This window comes from Bacteroides sp. D20 (assembly GCF_003436255.1).
GTDB lineage: Bacteria > Bacteroidota > Bacteroidia > Bacteroidales > Bacteroidaceae > Bacteroides > Bacteroides uniformis.
Map to the genome: position 1 here is coordinate 106,865 of NZ_QSOO01000004.1, position 21,269 is coordinate 128,133.

19 protein-coding genes, 1 other RNA gene and 1 pseudogene are annotated in these 21,269 nt (G+C 47.4%); 7 read left to right on the plus strand and 14 right to left on the minus strand.

All coding sequences use genetic code 11. From position 1 onward, the window contains the following. Positions 1-112 precede the first annotated feature (112 nt). A complete protein-coding gene (locus DXD78_RS05410) occupies positions 113-1,318 on the minus strand; it encodes an NlpC/P60 family protein (RefSeq protein WP_009038252.1) in 1,206 nt (401 codons plus the stop codon). A gap of 200 nt (positions 1,319-1,518) precedes the next feature. On the opposite strand from DXD78_RS05410, the gene rnpB reads away from it, so the two are divergent. Further along, positions 1,519-1,932: RNase P RNA component class A (gene rnpB, locus DXD78_RS05415), an RNA gene on the plus strand. Between the two features lie 30 nt (positions 1,933-1,962). After that, positions 1,963-3,282 (plus strand): YihY/virulence factor BrkB family protein, encoded by a 1,320-nt coding sequence (locus DXD78_RS05420; protein WP_117652562.1) that lies wholly within the window; start codon positions 1,963-1,965, stop codon positions 3,280-3,282. A gap of 136 nt (positions 3,283-3,418) precedes the next feature. Here the strand turns inward: DXD78_RS05420 and DXD78_RS05425 are convergent. From DXD78_RS05425 to pstC, 6 genes and pseudogenes are all read right to left on the minus strand, one after another. Beyond that, a pseudogene (locus tag DXD78_RS05425) lies at positions 3,419-3,499 on the minus strand (NAD(P)H nitroreductase); the annotation flags it as partial. A gap of 12 nt (positions 3,500-3,511) precedes the next feature. Further along, positions 3,512-4,114 (minus strand): riboflavin synthase, encoded by a 603-nt coding sequence (locus DXD78_RS05430; protein WP_005832292.1) that lies wholly within the window; start codon positions 4,112-4,114, stop codon positions 3,512-3,514. Between the two features lie 352 nt (positions 4,115-4,466). Then, complete coding sequence (phoU, locus tag DXD78_RS05435) at positions 4,467-5,162, minus strand: phosphate signaling complex protein PhoU (protein WP_005832294.1); 696 nt, start codon at positions 5,160-5,162, stop codon at positions 4,467-4,469. 60 nt (positions 5,163-5,222) lie between these two features. Continuing rightward, positions 5,223-5,978, minus strand: coding sequence for a phosphate ABC transporter ATP-binding protein PstB (gene pstB, locus DXD78_RS05440; RefSeq protein WP_009038251.1), 756 nt, complete (start codon positions 5,976-5,978; stop codon positions 5,223-5,225). A gap of 17 nt (positions 5,979-5,995) precedes the next feature. Then, positions 5,996-6,856, minus strand: coding sequence for a phosphate ABC transporter permease PstA (gene pstA / locus DXD78_RS05445; protein WP_009038250.1), 861 nt, complete (start codon positions 6,854-6,856; stop codon positions 5,996-5,998). A gap of 12 nt (positions 6,857-6,868) precedes the next feature. Beyond that, complete coding sequence (pstC, locus tag DXD78_RS05450; protein WP_009038249.1) at positions 6,869-8,053, minus strand: phosphate ABC transporter permease subunit PstC; 1,185 nt, start codon at positions 8,051-8,053, stop codon at positions 6,869-6,871. A 191-nt stretch (positions 8,054-8,244) separates the two neighbouring features. On the opposite strand from pstC, the gene DXD78_RS05455 reads away from it, so the two are divergent. The 4 genes from DXD78_RS05455 to DXD78_RS05470 all read left to right on the plus strand — a co-directional run bounded on the left by DXD78_RS05455 (position 8,245) and on the right by DXD78_RS05470 (position 12,964). Next, entirely contained in the window at positions 8,245-9,066 is an 822-nt protein-coding gene (locus DXD78_RS05455) for a PstS family phosphate ABC transporter substrate-binding protein (RefSeq protein WP_009038248.1), read from the plus strand. A gap of 74 nt (positions 9,067-9,140) precedes the next feature. Then, positions 9,141-10,880 carry a glutamine--tRNA ligase/YqeY domain fusion protein gene (locus DXD78_RS05460; RefSeq protein WP_009038247.1) on the plus strand — a complete coding sequence of 580 codons (1,740 nt, stop codon included), beginning with the start codon at positions 9,141-9,143 and terminating at the stop codon, positions 10,878-10,880. A 4-nt stretch (positions 10,881-10,884) separates the two neighbouring features. Continuing rightward, complete coding sequence (locus tag DXD78_RS05465; RefSeq protein WP_005832306.1) at positions 10,885-12,297, plus strand: CDC27 family protein; 1,413 nt, start codon at positions 10,885-10,887, stop codon at positions 12,295-12,297. A 28-nt stretch (positions 12,298-12,325) separates the two neighbouring features. Next, positions 12,326-12,964 carry a DedA family protein gene (locus DXD78_RS05470; protein ID WP_005831315.1) on the plus strand — a complete coding sequence of 213 codons (639 nt, stop codon included), beginning with the start codon at positions 12,326-12,328 and terminating at the stop codon, positions 12,962-12,964. Positions 12,965-13,054: 90 nt separating this feature from the next. On the opposite strand, the gene tpx is transcribed toward DXD78_RS05470, so the two are convergent. Further along, a complete protein-coding gene (tpx, locus tag DXD78_RS05475) occupies positions 13,055-13,555 on the minus strand; it encodes a thiol peroxidase (RefSeq protein ID WP_005831317.1) in 501 nt (166 codons plus the stop codon). A gap of 126 nt (positions 13,556-13,681) precedes the next feature. Between tpx and DXD78_RS05480 the strand changes: the two genes are divergently transcribed. Next, a complete protein-coding gene (locus DXD78_RS05480; protein ID WP_005831320.1) occupies positions 13,682-14,281 on the plus strand; it encodes an HdeD family acid-resistance protein in 600 nt (199 codons plus the stop codon). Positions 14,282-14,344: 63 nt separating this feature from the next. Here the strand turns inward: DXD78_RS05480 and DXD78_RS05485 are convergent, their stop codons facing one another. From DXD78_RS05485 to DXD78_RS05510, 6 genes are all read right to left on the minus strand, one after another. Continuing rightward, positions 14,345-14,938 carry a master DNA invertase Mpi family serine-type recombinase gene (locus DXD78_RS05485; protein WP_005831322.1) on the minus strand — a complete coding sequence of 198 codons (594 nt, stop codon included), beginning with the start codon at positions 14,936-14,938 and terminating at the stop codon, positions 14,345-14,347. Positions 14,939-15,167: 229 nt separating this feature from the next. Continuing rightward, positions 15,168-16,409, minus strand: coding sequence for a DegT/DnrJ/EryC1/StrS aminotransferase family protein (locus DXD78_RS05490; RefSeq protein WP_009038246.1), 1,242 nt, complete (start codon positions 16,407-16,409; stop codon positions 15,168-15,170). Positions 16,410-16,495: 86 nt separating this feature from the next. Continuing rightward, positions 16,496-17,113 carry an MBL fold metallo-hydrolase gene (locus tag DXD78_RS05495; RefSeq protein ID WP_009038245.1) on the minus strand — a complete coding sequence of 206 codons (618 nt, stop codon included), beginning with the start codon at positions 17,111-17,113 and terminating at the stop codon, positions 16,496-16,498. Positions 17,114-17,127: 14 nt separating this feature from the next. Then, positions 17,128-19,596 carry an acyl-CoA reductase gene (locus DXD78_RS05500; RefSeq protein WP_227741037.1) on the minus strand — a complete coding sequence of 823 codons (2,469 nt, stop codon included), beginning with the start codon at positions 19,594-19,596 and terminating at the stop codon, positions 17,128-17,130. Between the two features lie 2 nt (positions 19,597-19,598). Next, positions 19,599-21,032 (minus strand): class I adenylate-forming enzyme family protein, encoded by a 1,434-nt coding sequence (locus DXD78_RS05505; protein ID WP_009038243.1) that lies wholly within the window; start codon positions 21,030-21,032, stop codon positions 19,599-19,601. Positions 21,033-21,037: 5 nt separating this feature from the next. Then, positions 21,038-21,268, minus strand: a complete 231-nt coding sequence (locus tag DXD78_RS05510) for an acyl carrier protein (RefSeq protein ID WP_005832318.1) — start codon at positions 21,266-21,268, stop codon at positions 21,038-21,040. Between the last annotated feature and the right edge of the window lies 1 nt (position 21,269).

Consider the following 21,269-nt stretch of genomic DNA (forward strand, 5'->3'; position numbering starts at 1 on the left):
GTGCCAATATGCTAATGGGCTAATGTGCCAATGGGCTGCGCTATGTATATGCTACGTTATGTTTGCACCGTCACGCCGCAGGTCATTGGCATATTGGCACATTAGCACATTATTACATTGAATAAAATGGATTCGTTTCCGTTGTATTGAGCGACGCCTCCTTATTTATATAAGGTAACACGCGCGTAGCGAACAACAGTCTACCGAGGTTGTATTCATCGAACAGCTCGTCGTCGGGGCTGAAGCTATTGACGCGCACATCGCCTTGCGAATGGATGAAACGCTTGTTGCCGATATACATGCCGACATGTACCACACGTTCCTTGCGTTCCGGCGTCGCCTTGCGCCCGAAGAAAATCAAATCGCCCGGCTGGAGGTTACTGAAATCAGGAGCGATATCGATATGCTCGCCCACGTATGCCTGCTGGGAAGCATCCCGCGGAATGATGATGTCGTGCATGAAAAGAACGGTGCGCATGAAGCCGCTACAATCCACCCCTTTGGAGGAAGTGCCAGCCCAAAGATAAGGGATGCCCATCATGCTATGCGCCGTGGCTATAATGCTGGCGGCATCCTGCTTCAAGGTGGCACGCCATTTCTTCTCAGGCATGGAGATGGATTTGGAGATATATCCCTGACGGCCGTCGGGATAAGCCACCTTATAAAAGGCACCTTTTGTCCCCTCCCACTTCAGGCGGTTTCCTGCAGCAACATCAGAGACGGTCTGCGATGCCTGGCTGGGCTGTGAGTAGACAAAGCCATAATGCGAAGTCACCACTATTTTCTCTGCATTGTTCCAAGCGGTCAGCTCTTCCCGCGTGACGGGATGTATGCCTACTCGGTGTACCCATGCAATGTAGTTGTCCGGTGTCTGGATACGGTACCAGCCGTCGCGCTGCAACACCCGCACCGGCATACCCATCAAGCCTTGCGTCATCATTTCTGAAGAGAAATCCGGGGCTACCCGAAGATTGCACACAGACACATTGACAATGCCATACGTCTTGCCTTCAAGTCCGGCCTCATCCGGAAGCACTTGCAGACAATCCATCACCGCATATCCTTTCTTTGCCAAACCATCCAGCAAAGCCGTCTTTGCCTCTGCCGAAGTGGTGACACCACGCAACATCACATTCTTTCCGGAGAAAGAGTAATCCACATCGAACAAAGCCACGCGCTTGTCCGGTGCAAACTTTTGTTTCAAACTGTCAGCGAGTTGCGCCACTTCTGCAGGTATTGTACGGTCACCCACTTCCGAAGCGACAGCAAAAAGCGGGATTAACAGAAATAAAGAAAAAAGAGAGGATAACTTTTTCATTGGCCAAAAGGATTTGGGGGTTATTACTAATAGCAAAGCTACGAATTTATTCCGAAATAGATACATGTTTTTAAGATAATTAAGAGTAAAGAATGAAGAATGAAGGATTCATCCGTACTGCATCCGCACACTGCACAACAAATTCTTCATCCTTCATTCTTCATTCTTCATTAATATTCCGTATCTTTGTACCCTATAAAGCAGTTGGTCGGTCTGTCGCTTGCGCCTCGTGCGTATGAGGAAAGTCCGGGCAACACAGAGCGTCCCACTTCCTAACAGAAAGCTGTCCGTGAGGGTAGAGTAACGTAGAAGAAAATAACCGCCGTCGCCCTTGGGCTACGGTAAGGGTGAGAAGGTGGGGTAAGAGCCTACCAGTCTTGTGGCGACACAAGGGCTGTGCGTCTTGGGAGTTGTAAGGTCATGTAAACCGACGTTATGAGAGTTGCTCGCTCCATGTCGGAGGGTAGACCGCTAAAGCTTGTATGGTGACATGCGGCTCAGATAAATGACAGACACTTCTTTAATGGAGAATGGATAATGAAGAATGGATAATTCCTAATTAGGCTTTTTCAGAAACAGAAGAACAGAACCCGGCTTACAGACTGACTGCTTTTTTATTGACAATGGATAATCGAGATAATAGCATGAACAAGCGTATTGCTGCCCTTTGGAAATTCCTCACCTACGACATCTGGCGTATTACGGAAGATGAAGTCACGCGAACGACCTTTTCCGTATACAATATCATCAAGACGATTTATCTTTGCATCAACCGCTTCACCAAAGACCGGATAGTAAACAAAGCCTCGGCGCTGACTTACAGTACGCTGCTTGCCATCGTGCCTATTCTTGCCATTTTGTTTGCCATAGCCCGCGGTTTCGGATTCGATAATCTGATGGAAAGCCAGATTGTCAACGGTTTCGGCGGTCCTACGGAAACCACGGAAGTCATCCTGCAATTCGTGAATTCGTATTTGTCTCAGACCAAGAGTGGAATATTCATCGGAGTGGGTCTGATTATGTTGCTGTGGACAGTCCTGAATCTAATCAACAATATGGAAATCACCTTCAACCGCATCTGGCAGGTGAAAAAGGCGCGCAGCATGTACCGCAAAATAACGGATTACTTCTCTATGCTTCTGCTGATGCCCATTCTGCTGGTGGTGTCCGGTGGTCTTTCCATCTTCATGAGTACGATGGTGAAGAACCTCGAAGACTTTACCCTGCTGGCTCCCGTCGGCAAGTTTATGGTGCGCCTCATCCCCTTCGTGCTGACCTGGTTCATGTTTACAGCACTGTACGTCTTTATGCCGAATACAAAGGTCAAGCTGAAACACGCACTCATATCCGGTATTCTGGCAGGTACGGCACACCAGGCATTCCAATTCCTTTACATCAGCAGCCAGTTGTGGGTTTCCCATTACAATGCCATCTATGGTAGTTTTGCCGCCCTTCCGATGTTTCTGCTATGGTTGCAGGTATCCTGGACCATCTGCCTATTCGGTGCCGAACTGACCTACGCCGGACAGAATATCCGGAACTTCAGCTTCGACAAGGATGCGCGCAATATCAGCCGGCGCTACCGCGATTTTATCTCCATCCTGATAATGTCTCTCATAGCCAAGCGCTTTGAACAAGACGCCCAGCCCTATACAGCCGAAGAGATATCCGAAGAGTGCCAGATTCCCATCCGGCTGACACACGAAACCCTTTATGAATTGCAGGAAATCAACCTCCTACATGAAGTGGTGACCGATGAAAAGAGTGAAGACATCGCTTACCAGCCTTCCATGGATATCAACAAAATGAATGTGGCCCTCCTACTGGACAAACTGGACACGCACGGCTCAGAAGATTTCAAAATTGATAAGGAAAATGAATTCAACAACCAATGGGGAGCATTGCTGAAGGCACGGGAGGAATACTACAAGAATGCAAGCAAGGTGCTGCTGAAGGATTTGTAAGCACGCGGAAGTCTTTCCGGAAACTCCGTATCTGCTTTCTTTTTGATTATTTTTTAGACGCGGATGACGCGGATTGGAATATTAAAAAAATCCGCGTCATCTGCGTCATCTGTGTCTAAAAAGTAAATCACCGATATTTCTCAGGCTCCACGGCACGAGTCATATCATAGGCACGGTCACTCTGACGGGATGCCACTAATTGCAGGAAATCGTCCATAGTGCCGTTACCTTATTTATATTGTATCATGCGGCTGATGTACTTACCAATGATATCGAACTCCAGATTCACCACACTGCCCACTTTGAAAGCATGGAAATTGGTATGCTCAAAGGTGTAAGGAATAATGGCCACCTGGAAAGTATCGTCGGTGGGATTGCACACGGTCAGGCTGACACCATTGACCGTTACCGAGCCTTTGTCTACCGTGATGTAGCCGCGCTTTGCCATCTCCTTGTCAAAAGCATACCGGAAAGTAAAGTAATAGCTTCCTTCCGCATCCTTTATATCGATGCAAGTGGCAGTCTGGTCCACATGTCCTTGAACGATATGGCCATCCAGCCGGCCGTTCATCATCATACTACGCTCCACATTCACTTCATCTCCCACCTGCAACAAGCCAAGATTGGAACGGTCCAGCGTTTCCTTCATGGCCGTCACGGTATAGGTATCATCTGTCAGACTGACTACCGTCAGGCAAACACCATTGTGAGACACACTCTGGTCTATTTTTAATTCACTGACGAATGAACACTTGAAAGTAAAATGTACATTCTCCTGGTCTTTGACCATCGCCACCAATGTGGCACATTCTTCTACTATTCCGGAAAACATGGTTCTATATACTTTTAGGTTATACACGATTTATTATTAATATGCGCAAAGATACAAAAAGCCCTTCGTATAGGTACAAAAAAAAGGAAGCTTTTCACAAAGCCTCCTTTTTCAGTTTTCAATAGGTATTAGTTTTTTTTTAAGGTAAAAAGATTGTTTTCAGGATAACGATGCAAATATAGGCGCTTTTCGTGATACTAACCAAATTAAAAAACATGTCTTATAACATCTTTTTGAGAAATCATTTAAGTTTATTATCATTTCAAAGCATTTTTCTACACCTGCAATCGTTTTCAATGGACAAATATAAGGCTATTTTCCATGAAACACTGAAATTATCCTAAAATTTTGTTTATTTCTTATCATTTAAGTAGTGTTCGTCTGTCCGCCCACTATGTTTTAACACTTTTGCGTCGATAAAGAACACTATTTCTTCGGCAATATTCGTGATGTGGTCGCCGGAACGCTCCAACTTGCGGAACACGCTCACCAGGTTCAGACAAGAGAGTGCACTCTCCGGATGCCGGCTGATGTAGTCGGCAAGAATGGCAGTGGCCTCAGCATTGATTTCATCCAGCATATTGTCCTTGGCAAACACGGCGGTAGCCAGTTCCTGGCTCTCCTCCTGAAGCGCCTGTTTTGCCTGTTCGAGCATGGAGAGTACCTGGGCTATCATCTCTTCGAGACGGAGTTGCTTGACCAGCTCAGTATCCAAAGCAGGTTCATGGCAGTTGAGGGCAAAGCGGGCAATGCCCTCTGCAAAGTCGCCCAGACGCTCCAGGTTCGTATTGATTTTGAGCATGGCAAGCACAAAGCGCAGGTCGATGGCAACGGGGTTGTAAAGGGCAATGATGTCTTCCACGTCGCTGTCTATTTTCAGTTCGAAAGCATTGACACGACGTTCGCGCACCAATACCTGCTGGGCCAGTTCCCGGTCCAGCGTAAGCACGGCATCACCTGCACGGTCGAGCTGATTATATACCAGGGTCCACATTTCGTCTATTTCCTTTTTCAGCAAGACGAGTTCAGATTCGATAAACTTCACCATAATGTTTCTATTTTAAGATTACTTTTGTACAACTTATTTTGGCCTGCATGGAACAATCCGCTACCCGAAACGTCCCGTGATGTAGTTCTGCGTCTCCACCTTGTCGGGATTCGTAAATATCTTCCGGGTATCTCCAAACTCCACCATCTCACCCATATAGAAGAAAGCCGTATTATCACTGACACGCGCAGCCTGCTGCATGTTGTGGGTGACGATGACGATAGTGTACTGCTTCTTCAACTCGTGGATAAGCTCTTCCACTTTGGCGGTGGAGATGGGGTCGAGGGCGGATGCCGGCTCGTCCATCAGCAGGACCGAAGGAGACACCGCCATGGCACGGGCTATGCAGAGACGTTGCTGCTGACCGCCGGAGAGGGCGTAGGCAGAGACTTTCAGCTTGTCCTTCACCTCATCCCAAAGGGCGGCGCCTTTCAGGGTTTCTTCCACCCGCTGACGGATGAAGGAGTTATCGGTGATGCCATTCACACGGAGTCCGTAGGCAACGTTCTCGAAGATGCTTTTTGGGAAAGGATTGGGCCGCTGGAACACCATGCCCACGTTCTTGCGGAGTTCGTCCACTTGCACTCCTTTTCCATAGATGTCTTGTCCGTCAATGCGTATCTCGCCGGTCAGACGGGTGTCGGGAATCAAATCGTTCATGCGGTTCAGCAGGCGCAGGAAGGTAGACTTTCCACAGCCCGAGGGACCGATGAAGGCTATCACAGACTTCTCCTCAATGTCCATGCTGATGCCTTTCAGGGCATGGAAATCGCCATACCAGAAGTTCACGTCACGGGTTTCTATCTTGTTCTTCATACCTATTGTATATGTTTTCAATTCGTCTTAATCTTCTTCTCAAAGTATTTCCGCAGGGCGTTTGCCAACAGATTCACCAGGAGGATAATCAGTATCAGCACCAATGCTGTGCCATAAGCGATGGGAAGCTGCGCTTCCATATCCGTACCGCTGGTAGAGATGACATAGAGGTGATAAGGAAGCGCCATGCACTGGTCGAAGATACCGGTCGGCAGTTGCGGCAGGAAGTAGGCGGCACAGGTGAAAAGGATGGGTGCCGTCTCGCCCGAAACGCGCCCCAGCGCCAGAATCAGTCCGGTGATGATATTGGGCATTCCCATCGGCAGGATGACATGCCAGATGGTCTGGAGCTTGGTGGCTCCCAACGCGCGGCTTCCTTCGCGCATGCTGTCGGGGATGGCTTTCAGTGCTTCTTCCGTGGTGCGGATAACCAAAGGCAGACTCAGCAAGCCCAGTGTCAACGAACCTGCCAGGATGCTGTCTCCAAAATCCATATAGTTGACGAACAGTGCCATGCCGAACAGACCGAACACGATGGAAGGGATGCCGCTCAGATTATTCGTCATCATCCGTATGAAGCGTACTACCCAGCCTTTCGGCACATACTCATTCATATAAATGCCGCTCATCACTCCCACCGGAAAAGCAAACAAGGCACTACCCGCCATCAAACAGAACGTACCTACAATGGCAGGAAGAATTCCGCCGGCAGTCATACTGTTGGCAGGAGCCGTTGTGAGGAACTCCCAATCGATGACTCCTATACCTTTATATATAATGAAACCGAGGATAGCAAAAAGAATCCCCACCACACTCAAGCTCAACAGACGGAACAAGCCAAATGCCACGTTTTGCGAAAGATGCTTTCTATTGACCATATCTACCTTCTTTTATTTTCGTCTTGGCGAAACTGCTTCCACCGTGAAATTTATTAATAAACTGATGAAGAACAGCACGACACCCAGCAGGAACAATGCTTCGTAGTGAGGTCCGCCGGCAGGTGCTTCGCCTAGTTCGGCGGCAATCGTTGCCGGAATGGTGCGCAGCGGTTCCAGGATGGTATGGGGAATGACGGCGGCGTTGCCCGTCACCATCAGCACAGCCATCGTCTCGCCCACCGCACGGCCGATGCCCAACACCACTCCGGAGGTGATGCCCGAAATGGAGTAAGGAATCACCACCTTATATATAGTCTGCCATTGCGACGCTCCCAGCGCCAGACTGGCTTCGCGCATGGCACGAGGGCAATTTCTCATCGCATCTTCCGTCACCGTAATGATGGTGGGCAACGCCATAATGGCAAGCACAATGCTGCCCACCAGCCCGCTCTCGCCTACCGGCAAGTTGAACACCTGCTGCAAAAACGGCACAATGACAATCAAGCCGAAAAAGCCGTAGACCACCGACGGTATGCCACTCAGCAACTCAATGATGGGCTTCAGCAGATTCCTTACCCGGGAATTGGCTACCTCCGACATATAGATTGCCACCGACAGACCAAACGGCAATGCAAAGAGGATGGCAAACAGACTGACCCACAGCGTCCCCGTAATGAGCGGCAAAAAGCCGAACTGCGCAGCAGGTGTTGCCGTGGGAAACCATTCGGCACCGGCAAAGACGTCCTTCACCGAAATGGTGTTGTCTTTCAGCAGATGCACCGAGTCCGGACGGACAATGAACTGCTGCGGTACAAAGGCTATAATGCCAGGCGTACGCTCCACCAGCTCCGTAATGCAGGCACCTGCATTTTCGTAGGAAGCGCCCAACTGCTCTTCCGTATAATACAGTGTGATGTCCTCCAAACGGAAAAGGCGGATAGGAAGGTCCTCCCCTCCCACTTCGTTCCAGTTTGTCAGCTCTTCATCAAAGACATTCTTTATCTGTGCCGGAGTCAGTTCGCCCACCCGGTTCTCCTTATTCAAGGCCAATACATACCCTTCTTCTATCACCTTGCTGCTGAACAAGCCCAGCGCTTCGGAAAAGAGGAACACGACGATAAGTACGATGGTAAGACTCGTCACAAAGCCGCTACAAGCCAGTATACCTTCTACAATCTTCTCAAAAATCTTTTTCATGTTGCCTATTGATTTCTGTATGCAAAGGAACGGGCCGGATGTTAAGGCAGTGTGACTAACGTTTGAAAGAAATGTTTCAAAGGTGTTACAAAACTATTACAACGACTCAAAGCACATTCCATGTAACACATTTGTAATATCCATTACCTTAATTTGCATCATGTGTTTACCCTATTTGCACCATGTGTTTTATGAAGACAAGAAAATTACTCCTACTCCTCGCCCTAGCAGCTGCCACCACTGGCATGCAGGCGCAACGCATCAAAGGCAGCGACACCGTGCTCCCCATAGCGCAGCAGACCGCCGAACGCTTTATGACCCTGAACCCCTCTGCCCGTGTCACCGTGACCGGCGGCGGAACCGGTGTCGGTATTTCAGCCCTGCTGGACCAGACCACGGACATCGCCATGGCTTCCCGCGCCATCAAGTTCAGCGAAAAGATGAAGGCCAAAGCCGCCGGAGAAGACTTGGCAGAAGTTCCCATCGCCTACGATGCCCTTGCCGTAGTGGTCCACCCCTCCAACCCAGTGAAACAACTGACCCGCCAACAACTGGAAGATATCTTCCGGGGCAAAGTCACCAACTGGCAGCAAGTGGGCGGAGACGACCGCAAAATCGTAGTCTACTCCCGCGAGACTTCCTCCGGTACCTACGAGTTCTTCAAGGAAAGCGTACTGAAAAACAAGAACTACATGAGCAGCAGTCTCTCCATGCCTGCCACGGGAGCCATTATCCAATCCGTCAGCCAAACTCGCGGAGCCATCGGATATGTGGGTCTAGCCTATGTATCGCCGCGTATCAAGACGCTCGCCGTTTCATACGACGGGCAACATTATGCCGCTCCCACGCTGGAGAATGCCATCAATAAGACTTATCCGATAGTACGCCCGCTATACTATTATTATAACCGGAAAAACGCTTCGGTCATAGCCCCTCTGCTCGATTTCATTTTGTCTGCCGCAGGACAGAAAATCATCAAAGAGAGCGGATATATCCCGGTACATAACGAATAAATCTTCATTCTTCATTCTTCATTCTTCATTTTTTTACCCTATCTTTGTCCCCACGATACGAAAATAGTAACATTATGGCAGAAATAAAGAGCGAAGAAACAAGCGAAAAAAAGAGCTTGAACTTCATTGAGCAAATAGTAGAAAACGATTTGAAAGAGGGTAAAAACGGGGGAAAAGTACAAACACGCTTCCCGCCCGAACCGAACGGTTACCTCCACATCGGACACGCCAAGGCCATCTGCCTTGATTTCGGTATTGCCGCCGCACACGGCGGTGTCTGCAACCTGCGTTTCGATGACACCAACCCCACCAAGGAAGATGTGGAATATGTAGAAGCCATCAAGGAAGACATCCAGTGGCTGGGCTACAAATGGGGTAACGAATATTACGCTTCCGACTATTTCCAGCAATTGTGGGACTTCGCTATCCGCCTCATCAAAGAGGGCAAGGCATACATCGACGAACAGACTTCCGAGCAGATTGCCGCCCAGAAAGGAACTCCCACCCAGCCCGGTGTGGAAAGTCCCTACCGCAACCGTCCTATCGAAGAAACACTGGATTTGTTCCAGAAGATGAACAGCGGCGAGATTGAGGAAGGTGCCATGGTGCTCCGTGCCAAGATAGACATGGCAAGCCCCAACATGCACTTCCGCGACCCTATCATCTACCGCGTAGTGAAGCATCCGCACCATCGCACGGGCACCACTTGGAAGGCTTATCCGATGTACGACTTCGCCCACGGGCAAAGCGACTTTTTCGAAGGCGTGACACACTCGCTCTGCACACTGGAGTTTGTGCCCCACCGTCCACTCTACGATCTCTTCGTGGACTGGGTGAAGGAAGGCAAAGACCTCGACGATAACCGCCCCCATCAGTATGAGTTCAACAAACTGAACCTCAGCTATACGCTGATGAGCAAGCGCAACCTGCTGACTCTGGTCAAGGAAGGTCTGGTAAACGGTTGGGACGACCCCCGCATGCCGACCATCTGCGGTTTCCGCCGTAGGGGATACTCTCCGGAGTCCATTCATAAGTTCATCGACAAAATAGGATATACAACCTACGATGCGCTCAATGAATTCGCCCTGCTGGAAAGCGCCGTGCGCGAGGACTTGAACGACCGCGCCACCCGCGTATCCGCCGTACTGAATCCGGTGAAGCTTATCATCACTAACTATCCCGAAGGGCAAGTGGAAGAGATGGAAGCCGTCAACAACCCCGAGCATCCCGAAGAAGGCAACCACGTCATCGAATTCAGCCGCGAACTCTGGATGGAGCGCGACGACTTCATGGAAGATGCCCCAAAGAAATACTTCCGCATGACACCGGGACAAGAGGTACGTCTGAAGAACGCGTACATCGTGAAGTGTACCGGCTGCAAGAAGAACGACGCCGGTGAAATCACCGAAGTATATTGCGAATACGCCCCCGATACCAAGAGCGGTCTGCCCGGAGCCAACCGTAAGGTGAAAGGCACCATCCACTGGGTAAGTTGTGCCCACTGCCTCGAAGCAGAAGTGCGCCTCTACGACCGTCTGTGGAAAGTGGAGAACCCGCGCGACGAGCTTGCCGCCATCCGCGAAGCGAAGAACTGCGACGCACTGACAGCCATGAAAGAAATGATCAACCCCGACTCCCTGAATGTGCTGCCCTGCTGCTACATCGAGAAGTACGCTGCCGGCATGCAGCCCCTCTCCTACCTGCAGTTCCAACGTATCGGTTATTTTAATGTTGACAAAGATTCTACGCCAGAAAAAATGGTATTCAACCGTACTGTAGGTCTGAAAGACGTTTGGGGTAAAATCAATAAATAAGAATATGAGTAAAAAAAACCTGCTGTCCGGAAGAGACAAAGAACTGCAAGAAATGGCAGAACAATATGAAGCTGCCAAAGCAGAGAACAGAACCATCTATCTGGACGCAGACGACTTAGCCGACCTCGCAGACTGGTATGCCGTGCATCATAAATATGCCATGGCTACCGAGGTCGTAGAGTATGGCTTGGGAATACATCCGGATAATACGGCTCTGCTGGTGGAACAGGCATACTTGTTCCTCGACACCCAGCATAAAGAGCAAGCCAAAGATATATTGGAACGGATTGCCGAAGAATCTTCCGAAGTGAAAGTGCTGAAAGCCAACCTACTGTTGGGCGAAGGCAAAGAAGAAGAAGCAGAAGCGATACTCGACAGCATAGACGATAAGGACGACCTGGCCAATATCGTTGATGTATCCTATATGTACATCGACATGGGATTCCCGGAAAAAGCATTGACATGGCTGACGCGCGGACTCGAAAAATATGCCGAAGAAGAAGCCTACCTTGCCGTCACCGGCGATTGTTACTATGCCCAGGGACTGTTTGAAAAAGCCACCTTCTTCTTCAATAAGCTGATTGACAAGAATCCGTATTCGGCTCCTTACTGGTTTGGACTGGCCCGTTGCTACTTTGACCAGCAGATGTTCGACAAAGCAATCGAAGCATGCGACTATGCCACGGTGGCCGATGACGAGTTTGCCGATGCCTACCTGATGAAAGGACATTCCTTCTTCCAATTGGGAAATGAGGAAAGTGCCATGGAGAACTACCTGCAAGCCGAAAAGTTCCATCTCGTCTCCCACGGTTTCATCAACACCTTCATCGGCCTGAACAAAACCTCCAAAGGAGAGTGGAAAGAAGGATACGACTATCTGGAAAAAGCCATAACGGCCGAAGACAGCCATGACTTCGCCTTGCCCTCCCTTTATGCCAATGCGGCCCTATGCCTGCACAAGATGGGAAAAAAGCGCAAAGCCCACCAATATTGTAAAAAAGCATACGACTTGGCACCCGAAGAGATAGACCCGTATCTGATTGAGGGGCGCATCTACATGGAAGAAGGTGAGTATGAGAAAGGTGTGAAAAAATGGGCCAAAGCCTTAGAGTATGCCCCCTATGCAGATACCTGGCACGAAATAGGCATGTGTAGCATGGAGATAGGACAACTAAGCTATGCCAAGCTGGCCTTTGAACATGTCAAAGAGATGGAACCGGACTTTGAAGGTATCAACGAAAGGCTGACCTCTCTGTATATGCTGCTCAAAGACAAAGAGAACTTCATGAAGTACAACCAGCTGTGCGAACATCCGTTCAGGCTGGAAGAGCTGGACAAATTGCAACAGATACTACAAGAAGATAACCAGGAAGAGCTGGCCCTAGTAATGAAGAATATTTTCAATGCATTACAATAACAGTAATTATATACCACTAATCTAGCAAATGGAATCAGTAGCCTTTATCCAATGGTGTCTCGACCACCTCAATTACTGGACCATCACTTTATTGATGGCCATTGAAAGTTCGTTTATTCCCTTCCCTTCGGAAGTTGTAGTCCCTCCTGCCGCTTGGAAAGCCGCCAACAATGACAACATGAATATATATCTGGTGGTATTGTTTGCAACCATAGGGGCAAATATCGGAGCATTGATAAACTACTATCTGGCAAAATGGCTGGGACGCCCCATCATTTACAAGTTTGCCAACAGCCGTTTCGGGCACATGTGCCTCATCGACGAAGCCAAAGTGCAGCATGCGGAAGAATATTTTGACAAGCATGGAGCCGTATCAACCTTTGTCGGCCGCCTGATACCTGCCGTACGCCAGTTGATATCCATCCCTGCCGGTCTGGCACGCATGAAGCTGGGAACTTTCTTGCTGTACACCACCTTGGGTGCAGGCCTTTGGAATTCCATCCTGGCTTTTATCGGCTATTACTTGTCCACAGTACCCGGCATTGAGAACGAGGAACAGCTGCTTGCCAAAGTAACGGAATACAGCCATGAGATAGGTTATGTATTTATCGGCATCGGCGTACTCATCGTGGCATTCTTCATCTATAAAGGCATGAAGAAGAAATAAAAAAGAAAACGGTATGATAATAAAAAAGCGGTGGACAGCATGATAAATTCTGTCCACCGCTTTTTATTGCTTATCCCAAATCCAAACTTTCTACTTTACAGCTGCAATAGCTTTATCATAGTCAGGTTCTTGCGTAATTTCAGGTACCAATTCCGTATAGGCAATCTTACCATCTTTGCCGATAACCACTACCGAACGCGCCAGTAGACCTGCAAGCGGTCCGTCGGCCATGCGTACCCCGTAGTTTTCATCAAAATCGGAGAAACGGAAATCAGACAAAGGAATCACATTCTCAATACCCTCCGTTGTACAGAAACGTGCATGTGCGAAAGGCAAGTCCTTGGAGATTGCCAACACTACCGTATCGGGCAGGCCGGCAGCCAGTTTGTTGAACTTACGTACAGAAGTAGCGCACACACCAGTGTCAAGGCTGGGGAAAATATTCAAAATAACATTCTTCCCGTTCAGTTCCTTCAAAGAGAATGAAGACAAATCTGTTTTTACCAATTCGAAATCGGGGGCAACAGAGCCCACCTTTATAAATTCACCGATAACCTTTACCGGTTGTCCTTTAAATTTTGTTGTAGCCATAGTTTTATCAAATTATATGTATACATAACAAATTACATACAGAAAAAGTTCACCCGAAACTTTTTTCCCGATAAACTGTTATTCTACAGACGAATTAATGATAATCACTTAAAAAATTAAATTCACATGAAAACTATTTTTGACGAACTTCAGCAGGAAGTAAAGAATTGGTGGATTTCACTCATTCTTGGTATTCTTTATGTAATAGTGGCTATAAGCCTGATGTTCTCCCCTCTCAGCGGGTATGCGGTATTGAGCATTCTGTTCAGCGTCTCCATGTTGTTCAGCGGTCTGCTGGAAATATCCTTTGCAGTAAGTAACCGTAGAAGGGTATCCAGTTGGGGATGGTATCTGGCTGGAGGCATCATCGACATGATTCTGGGATTCTACCTGATAGCCTACCCGATGCTCAGCATGGAAGTCATTCCATTCATCATCGCCTTCTGGCTGATGTTCCGCGGCTTCTCATCCGTAGGCTATGCCATGGACCTCAAAAGATACGGAACAAGAGACTGGGGATGGTATGTTGCTTTCGGTATTCTTGCCGTCATCTGCTCGCTCATCATCTTGTGGCAACCGGCAGTAGGCGCCCTTTACGCCGTGTACATGATTTCGTTTGCATTCCTGATTATAGGCTTCTTCCGTATCATGCTGTCATTCGAGCTGAAAAACCTGCACAAGCGCGGGAAAGAGTGGAAGGAAAAGAAAGAAGTATCAGCCGAATAAGTAGCCCACACGAAGCGTGTCAAAAGGAATCCCACCTTTGACACCTTCGTTTAGCCGAATTGCTCAATAACGTCTCAGAAAACGGAACATCGTAGTCCGTGACACTCCCATCTGCCGGGCAAGTTCGGCACACGACTCTCCTCTTTGGTGCTCCCTTACAAGTTTCCTCTTGTTCGCATAGAGTATCTTCATTTTGGGTGTGTCTCCTTTCTTCCTGCCCAGATGTTTTCCTTCTTTCCTCCGTCGTTCCAGGGCTTCTTTGGTGCGCATGGAAATCAGATTACGCTCTATCTCGGCCATCAGTCCAAAAGCAAATCCCAGCACTTTGCTGTTGATGTCATTCTGGAACACATACCCCTCTTTGGTACTGTACAACACCACTCCCCTTTTGATGCAGGAGTTAAGAATAGTCATTATCTCCAGCAGTGTCCGGCTAAGCCGTGAAATCTCCGTTATAATCAAGGAGTCTCCCGGTTTCATCCGGTCCAACAAGCCCGCCAGTTTACGCTCTTTGCTACTCACTTTTCCGCTGACCGTCTCCATGTACCATCTGTCGATGCTCAACCCATTCTTTTCCGCGAAGCGTATAATTTCCTCGCGCTGATTCTCTAAAAACTGCTTTTCTGTACTTACTCTTAAATAAGCTACTACTGCCATAATTGATAAACGTTTATTGGTTATTATTCACCACCAAAGAACGGTTATTCAAGTAAGAGTGGCAACACACAACTATAGCTCTCTATCAAAGAGGATCACATTATGGATATCCCCCGAAGTCAAGGAAGACTTCTCGGTAACCATCTCAAATATGCCTATAAACAAAGAAAACAGCCCCACTGAAGCTGTTTTCTGAAATTAGTTCATAAAAAATTGATACTATGTAGTTTCATAGTATACTCTTCTTCATTTCATTCACTATGTATCTCACATCCTCATCCGTCACATAAGGACCACTCGGCAAGCAAAGACCACGTTTGAACAAGCCCTCACTGACACCATTCACATAGGCAGGATTAGCCGCATAAACCGGCTGGAGATGCATGGGCTTCCATAAGGGACGGCTCTCGATACCGGCTCTGTCCAAGCAAATACGCATGGCTTCCACATTACGGTTGGGCTCACAAGAGGTATGGGCACTCACTGGCTCATGCGTAACACCGGCGGCACCACCTACGGCACCTTTCACTGTCTCACGGTAGGCATCCTCCTCACCTCTCACATGCAGATTCTCGTCAAGTAGTACCGTGTTCAGCCAATAGTTGCTGTCGTAGCGTCCGGAAGGATTCTCATGAAGCGTGATTCCCTCTACATCAGCCAACAGCTCACGATACAGACCGCACAGATACTTATGGTGCGCTATGTGCTCATCCACCACCGTCATCTGGCCGCGGCCGATACCCGCACAAATGTTACTCATCCTATAATTATAGCCTATACGCTCATGCTGGTAGTAGGGATAGGACTCACGGGCCTGGGTAGCATAGAACATTATCTCACGTTTGGACTCTTCATCAAGGCAAATCAAAGCACCGCCACCGCTGGTGGTTATCATCTTGTTGCCATTGAAAGAAAGCACACCATATTTGCCAAAAGTTCCAAGAACTTGCCCGTCAAACTTGCTTCCAAAGCCTTCGGCGGCATCCTCTATGACCGGAATACCATATTTATCTGCCACCGACATGATTTGGTCTATCTTGTAGGGCATCCCATACAAAGCCACCGGAACAATCGCTTTGGGCTTTCGGCCGGTCTTGTCGATACGGTCCCTGATAGCCTGCTCCAGAAGAACCGGGTCCATGTTCCATGTATCAGCCTCAGAATCCACGAATACCGGAGTGGCACCAAGGTAGGTCACCGGATGGGAAGAGGCACAAAAAGTGAAGCTCTGTACTATCACTTCATCACCTTGAGCAACTCCGCAAGCAAGCAGGGCCAGATGCACAGCAGCAGTACCGGCACTTAAAGCCACCACCTTTTTATTCCGCCCAATGAAGCGTTCCAAATCCTGCTCGAAGGCATTCACGTTCGGTCCGAGAGGAACAACCCAGTTGGTATCAAAGGCTTCTTGTATGAAGCCCATCTCCTTGCCGCTCATGTGGGCGAGGCAAAGATATATTCTCTTATCCATTTCTTTGTAAAATAAATCAGGTTCATTCGACAGAAGAAGAACTCTTCCGCCTCACATAATAGGGGATAAATAGCCAATAAAACAGCCTATAAATATACTTCCGGCTGAAAGTTCTCATAATTCTCACCATGACCGGGATATAAACGACACCCCTTCGATAAAGAAAGAATACGTTGTCGGGATAGTTCTGCGGATACTTTATTGCTGTTAGGAAATGAAGCGGGCACCTTTAGCCCTGGTATAAACGCATCACCTGTAAACAAACAATTGCCAAACTTGTAAGTCAGGCAACTTCTATCATGACCGGGAGTCTCATAAACTTCCACTCCAGCACTTCCATATAAATATACAGTATCCCCTTCTTTCAGTTCTTTCATGACACTATAATGTTGAAATACATAAGGGCACAAACTATAGCGCGATAAATTCAATTTATCGGAGTACAAGCCTTCCTTTCCCAAAGCAGAGATATAGATGGGAGTTTCCGGATATTCATCAATGATGGAATCCAAGCCATATATATGATCAAAATGGGAATGGGTAATGAAAATACCTTTCAAAGGTAATCCCCGATTGTTTATGTTCTCAATTATAGGGGCAGGATCTCCACAATCAATCAAAAAACACAGGTCACAATTCCTGCTTATTGCCAAATAGGTATTTGATTCAAATACAGAATTGACAATCCGAACAATCTCAATCATTTCCACTTTGCCCGTCAACAAAGAGGGCCGCCCAAGGTATTCCATCTGACCAATCTGTCAATCAGAAACAGTCCATCCCACGGCATTTCAAAGTTCAACATCCTGCCTATCAAAGGGCATCGGGCAACACCTGCCATTGTAGCCTTATTTGCAAAATCAATGGCCTTATCTTCAGGAGCGGCAATGCCAATCGTCTGGATATAATCCTGAACATGTACCAATGCATCATTTATGTGATCCACCGGATGTACCATAAGCACACGTGAATACACTGGCTTACAAAGTTCATTGTCCTCTGAATAGAGTACTGTCCATGACATCGTATCACTTCCCCAAACTCTACCTTTAAAATCATACACTCCCCTGGACGAGTGAACAGCAGATATCTGTTCCGGAGATATGAATGGTTTAGGAATTTGGGCTTCCGTTTTGGGAAATGCCTCCGCTAAAATTTCACAGAAACGTTCAGGAGTAACTATTCCTCCTTTCTCAATATAAAGATTATGAGGTGATGCACAACCGGACTGGTCAAAAACAGATACATCTACCGACACCCGTCTTGCCAATTTCTTCGCAGCATGCTCCGATGACAGTTCCTCCCTAGCAATTACCGCATAAGACAATTTGGGGCCGAAAACAACTGTTTCACAGTCAATCATCGAAGGATACTTTGCCACCGTCTCAACAGCCTCTTTCCCTCCCCATGCAATTCTGACCTGGGCAGACCCGGACATCAACTCTCCCAATTTTTTGGCATCTCTCGAGAAATATACAACAGCCACAGTATCCATCAGAGCCGAACCTTCAAGTGTATAGCCATCCTCAGTTGTATAAGTAACCCCCTCAAACGCACTCAAAAGCGCACGGAACACACCGTCATCCTTGGCAGAGACCTTTAATAAGTTCACATTTTTAGTTATGATACATTGGACCAAGGCAAATACACCTAATATTTGTACATTGCCTGCCATCCAATGACAAGCCAGTCCTCGCGAATTTGCCTTCAAGAAATGTTTTGAAGAATTTGGAAAATGCAAGAAGGTATCGCAATACCTCATATTTCCCCTCAGCCCCTCTTCGGCTATCTGCCTTAAATGAGACGCTTCACACCAATTCGACAAGAACAGCAAGCCTTTGTCCTTCAAAAAGGAAAAACGTTCATCGGACAGCCATTTCTTTGAGACTTCACCAATGATGCCAATCAGTGCCTCGACCGGTTGCTGCCGGAGCCAGTCCAGTTTATCATTCAGACAAGAAATAATACCCTGCAGCCGCTCCTCTCCCGTATTCCCTTTCAAAGTTCCCCTAAAATATTGAATGTCCAGATGAGAGTCCGACTTTATTTCCGTCCCTTCTTTCTGTTGAAACACCAACTTGGAGGAAAGAATATCCCCACATCCTCTGACCTCCGCTTTCTTCAACCGTCCGACAATACGGAACCTCTGTCCCGGACGTCCATAAGGACAAGGTGAATCTTCCAGAATGCCGATATCATCTGTCAATACCACATTGCCCGGATAAGAATGAGGAATAGGAGTTATAAATTCAAGCATCCCTTCCTTTCCCGCCGGAAGGACACTTCTTGTAACGGTATCGCGGGCCAGGACTTTCACATAAGAAGAGGCATGCTTACAGCCACAGGCACAATCCGGATAATTCAACCCCATCTGCTCTGTAAATCCATAAATGTCGATGACATCTTCCGGACAAATGCCAAAGCACCGCGCTAATTGCTCATTAAAAAGTTCTTTGCTTATTTTCTCACTTTCCAATTTTTTCCAACCGCCAATATGGATTATCTTGGAACCTTCAGGCAAATGCAGTCTCACATCTGATTCCAGTATTGACTTCAATACATGTTGATACAATATATAAGTGAATCCAAAAACCACAACAGGCTGTCCGGATGGCAATTCTTTTATAAATGCCTGAATGCCTTCCACATCAAAATATGAGAGACCGTTCTCATCCGCTTTCAGGAAATAACCGACTTTACTCGCAAATTTAAGATACCCGGTCACCGCGGCAAATCTCGCTCCAAGCAATTTTCTGGAGGCAGAACGGGGATCAATATCCATAATCAGGAAAGGTTTCCTCTCTTTGCCAATGAATTCACTGACCACCTTTACCATTGCTTTACCTTGTCTTTTTGCTGTTATCTTATCAATGACTACGGTACTCGGTATTCCTGAAGTGGCAGAGGACTGTAATGCCAAAGTCAGCTCTTCCCGGGGAACTGAATTCAAGTTGAATCCCAATTCCTTGAATACACTGACGGCCACTGGCGGAAGTTCATCCACCGAATGAATCGGCTCATGAGGATTAAAGTTCTTCCTCTCACAAAAATGCCGATACATCTCATTGTGCTCATAGTGGAAAACAAGCTCATCACGCAGAGCTTCTATAAACAAATTATCACATTCTTCACTCCCGTCATAAGGAGGTCTGTTCAACAGTTCTTCAACCATGCTTCGTTCATTCATAATCATTTCAATAATAACCGTTGTATCTTGCCCGATGTTGTTCGGGGGATACTATCAATATGTTCCAGATAGACCGGTATCTTATAATTCTCCACCAGAGCCCCCATCTCTTTCCGGACCCTTTCATCATCCTCTTCCGTCAAGCAGCCAACGATGAAAGCCTTCACGACTTCTCCCATCACATCATCATGCACACCGATGCATGCAGACTCCTCAATACCCGGAATGGAGTTCAAGGCCTCTTCGACCTCAATCGGACTGACTTTTTTCCCACCGACATTGATAATCTCCTTTTTACGGCTTTTTAGATATATATAGCCGGAGTAATCAATGTAGCCCCAATCTCCGGTTTTGAAATAGCCGTTATAAAAATCATTCCTGAAGATATCTTCTGATACTCCCCAATAGCCAGCACACACATGTCCGCCCTTTACGCACAACTCGCCCTCCTGCCCTGCCGCAAGTAAATTTCCTTGTTCATCACAAACGACAATTTCCGTACCGGGAGAAGACTTGCCCACTGAATCCAAATGTTCCATATCGGTATGGAAATCGATAAAAGCGCTTCTCGAAGCTTCGGTCAACCCATAGTGCATACATATCTTGGTATCAGGCAACAGACGCATCAATCTCTCTTTCTCAGTTTTCGGCATAAATGCACTGCCTATCTCTATATACCTCAATTGGGAGGCATATCGGGCAATCCTATCCGCACTCATCTTGGCAATATAGGCCCAGCTGGCAGGCACCATACCAAAACCAGTGACCCTGCATCTTTCTATCTCACCGAAGAATCTCTTCATGCTGGCAAAGCTGCCCAAGAGGATTAGAGTGGCGCCTTTAGCCAGTACACATCTCAGCCGGCCCAAGCCGAAAGAATGACTGATAGGCAAAGCCAGCAATTCAATATCCTCGGAAGTATTCCCTATGAAAGTATTTATATTATTTGCAGCGGACAATTGGTTGGAGTAGGACAAAACCACCCCTTTGGGCATACCGGTGGTACCGGTAGTAAACAGAAGGTCGGCAATATCCCTCTCTTGAGGAAAAACCACATCAAAATCCTTATCGAATCCTATCTCTGTGAACGGAAGCACCTCATGTCCCCCTTTATTGCGTAGCTCGCCGATAATCATGGAAGGTGCTGCACAATCAATGATCCTTTCCAGACGGGTTACATTGGTCTCCGGATCAATCGGGACACAAATACACCCTGCCAGATGCGCTCCAAAATAGGCATAAATGAAATCTATATTTTTACTTGCAGAGACAATGATCCGGTCGCCCTTTCCCACTCCCTTAGAAATGAAATAGGCAGCCGTATGCTTGATATTGTTCCACAAGACACGATAAGAGACAGTCACTTCTCCCGAAATGACGGCCGTCTTTTCGGGAGAAGTAATTGAATGCCGATATATGATTTCCTCTATCACCATAATTATTACAACTTTTCCTCCACAGCTGCTATGATATCATGGACATCTTCCAGATCCATCATCTCTTCCGGCTCAAAATTGATATCAAAGGCCTCTTCTACATTAGAAAGGATTGTCAAATGTCCCATAGAATCCCATTGGGGAAAATCACCGATTGTACTATTCTCATTAACATTGGATACTTCCGTTTCACAGACAGAAGCTACAATCTCAAATACTTTTTCTTTTACGTTCATA

Bases quoted from the DNA above. Each gene is read 5' to 3' on its own strand.
- DXD78_RS05410 (WP_009038252.1), bottom strand. From the start codon at position 1,318: ATGAAAAAGTTATCCTCTCTTTTTTCTTTATTTCTGTTAATCCCGCTT.
- DXD78_RS05420 (WP_117652562.1), top strand. From the start codon at position 1,963: ATGAACAAGCGTATTGCTGCCCTTTGGAAATTCCTCACCTACGACATC.
- DXD78_RS05430 (WP_005832292.1), bottom strand. From the start codon at position 4,114: ATGTTTTCCGGAATAGTAGAAGAATGTGCCACATTGGTGGCGATGGTC.
- phoU (WP_005832294.1), bottom strand. From the start codon at position 5,162: ATGGTGAAGTTTATCGAATCTGAACTCGTCTTGCTGAAAAAGGAAATA.
- pstB (WP_009038251.1), bottom strand. From the start codon at position 5,978: ATGAAGAACAAGATAGAAACCCGTGACGTGAACTTCTGGTATGGCGAT.
- pstA (WP_009038250.1), bottom strand. From the start codon at position 6,856: ATGGTCAATAGAAAGCATCTTTCGCAAAACGTGGCATTTGGCTTGTTC.
- pstC (WP_009038249.1), bottom strand. From the start codon at position 8,053: ATGAAAAAGATTTTTGAGAAGATTGTAGAAGGTATACTGGCTTGTAGC.
- DXD78_RS05455 (WP_009038248.1), top strand. From the start codon at position 8,245: ATGAAGACAAGAAAATTACTCCTACTCCTCGCCCTAGCAGCTGCCACC.
- DXD78_RS05460 (WP_009038247.1), top strand. From the start codon at position 9,141: ATGGCAGAAATAAAGAGCGAAGAAACAAGCGAAAAAAAGAGCTTGAAC.
- DXD78_RS05465 (WP_005832306.1), top strand. From the start codon at position 10,885: ATGAGTAAAAAAAACCTGCTGTCCGGAAGAGACAAAGAACTGCAAGAA.
- DXD78_RS05470 (WP_005831315.1), top strand. From the start codon at position 12,326: ATGGAATCAGTAGCCTTTATCCAATGGTGTCTCGACCACCTCAATTAC.
- tpx (WP_005831317.1), bottom strand. From the start codon at position 13,555: ATGGCTACAACAAAATTTAAAGGACAACCGGTAAAGGTTATCGGTGAA.
- DXD78_RS05480 (WP_005831320.1), top strand. From the start codon at position 13,682: ATGAAAACTATTTTTGACGAACTTCAGCAGGAAGTAAAGAATTGGTGG.
- DXD78_RS05485 (WP_005831322.1), bottom strand. From the start codon at position 14,938: ATGGCAGTAGTAGCTTATTTAAGAGTAAGTACAGAAAAGCAGTTTTTA.
- DXD78_RS05490 (WP_009038246.1), bottom strand. From the start codon at position 16,409: ATGGATAAGAGAATATATCTTTGCCTCGCCCACATGAGCGGCAAGGAG.
- DXD78_RS05495 (WP_009038245.1), bottom strand. From the start codon at position 17,113: ATGATTGAGATTGTTCGGATTGTCAATTCTGTATTTGAATCAAATACC.
- DXD78_RS05500 (WP_227741037.1), bottom strand. From the start codon at position 19,596: ATGAATGAACGAAGCATGGTTGAAGAACTGTTGAACAGACCTCCTTAT.
- DXD78_RS05505 (WP_009038243.1), bottom strand. From the start codon at position 21,032: ATGGTGATAGAGGAAATCATATATCGGCATTCAATTACTTCTCCCGAA.
- DXD78_RS05510 (WP_005832318.1), bottom strand. From the start codon at position 21,268: ATGAACGTAAAAGAAAAAGTATTTGAGATTGTAGCTTCTGTCTGTGAA.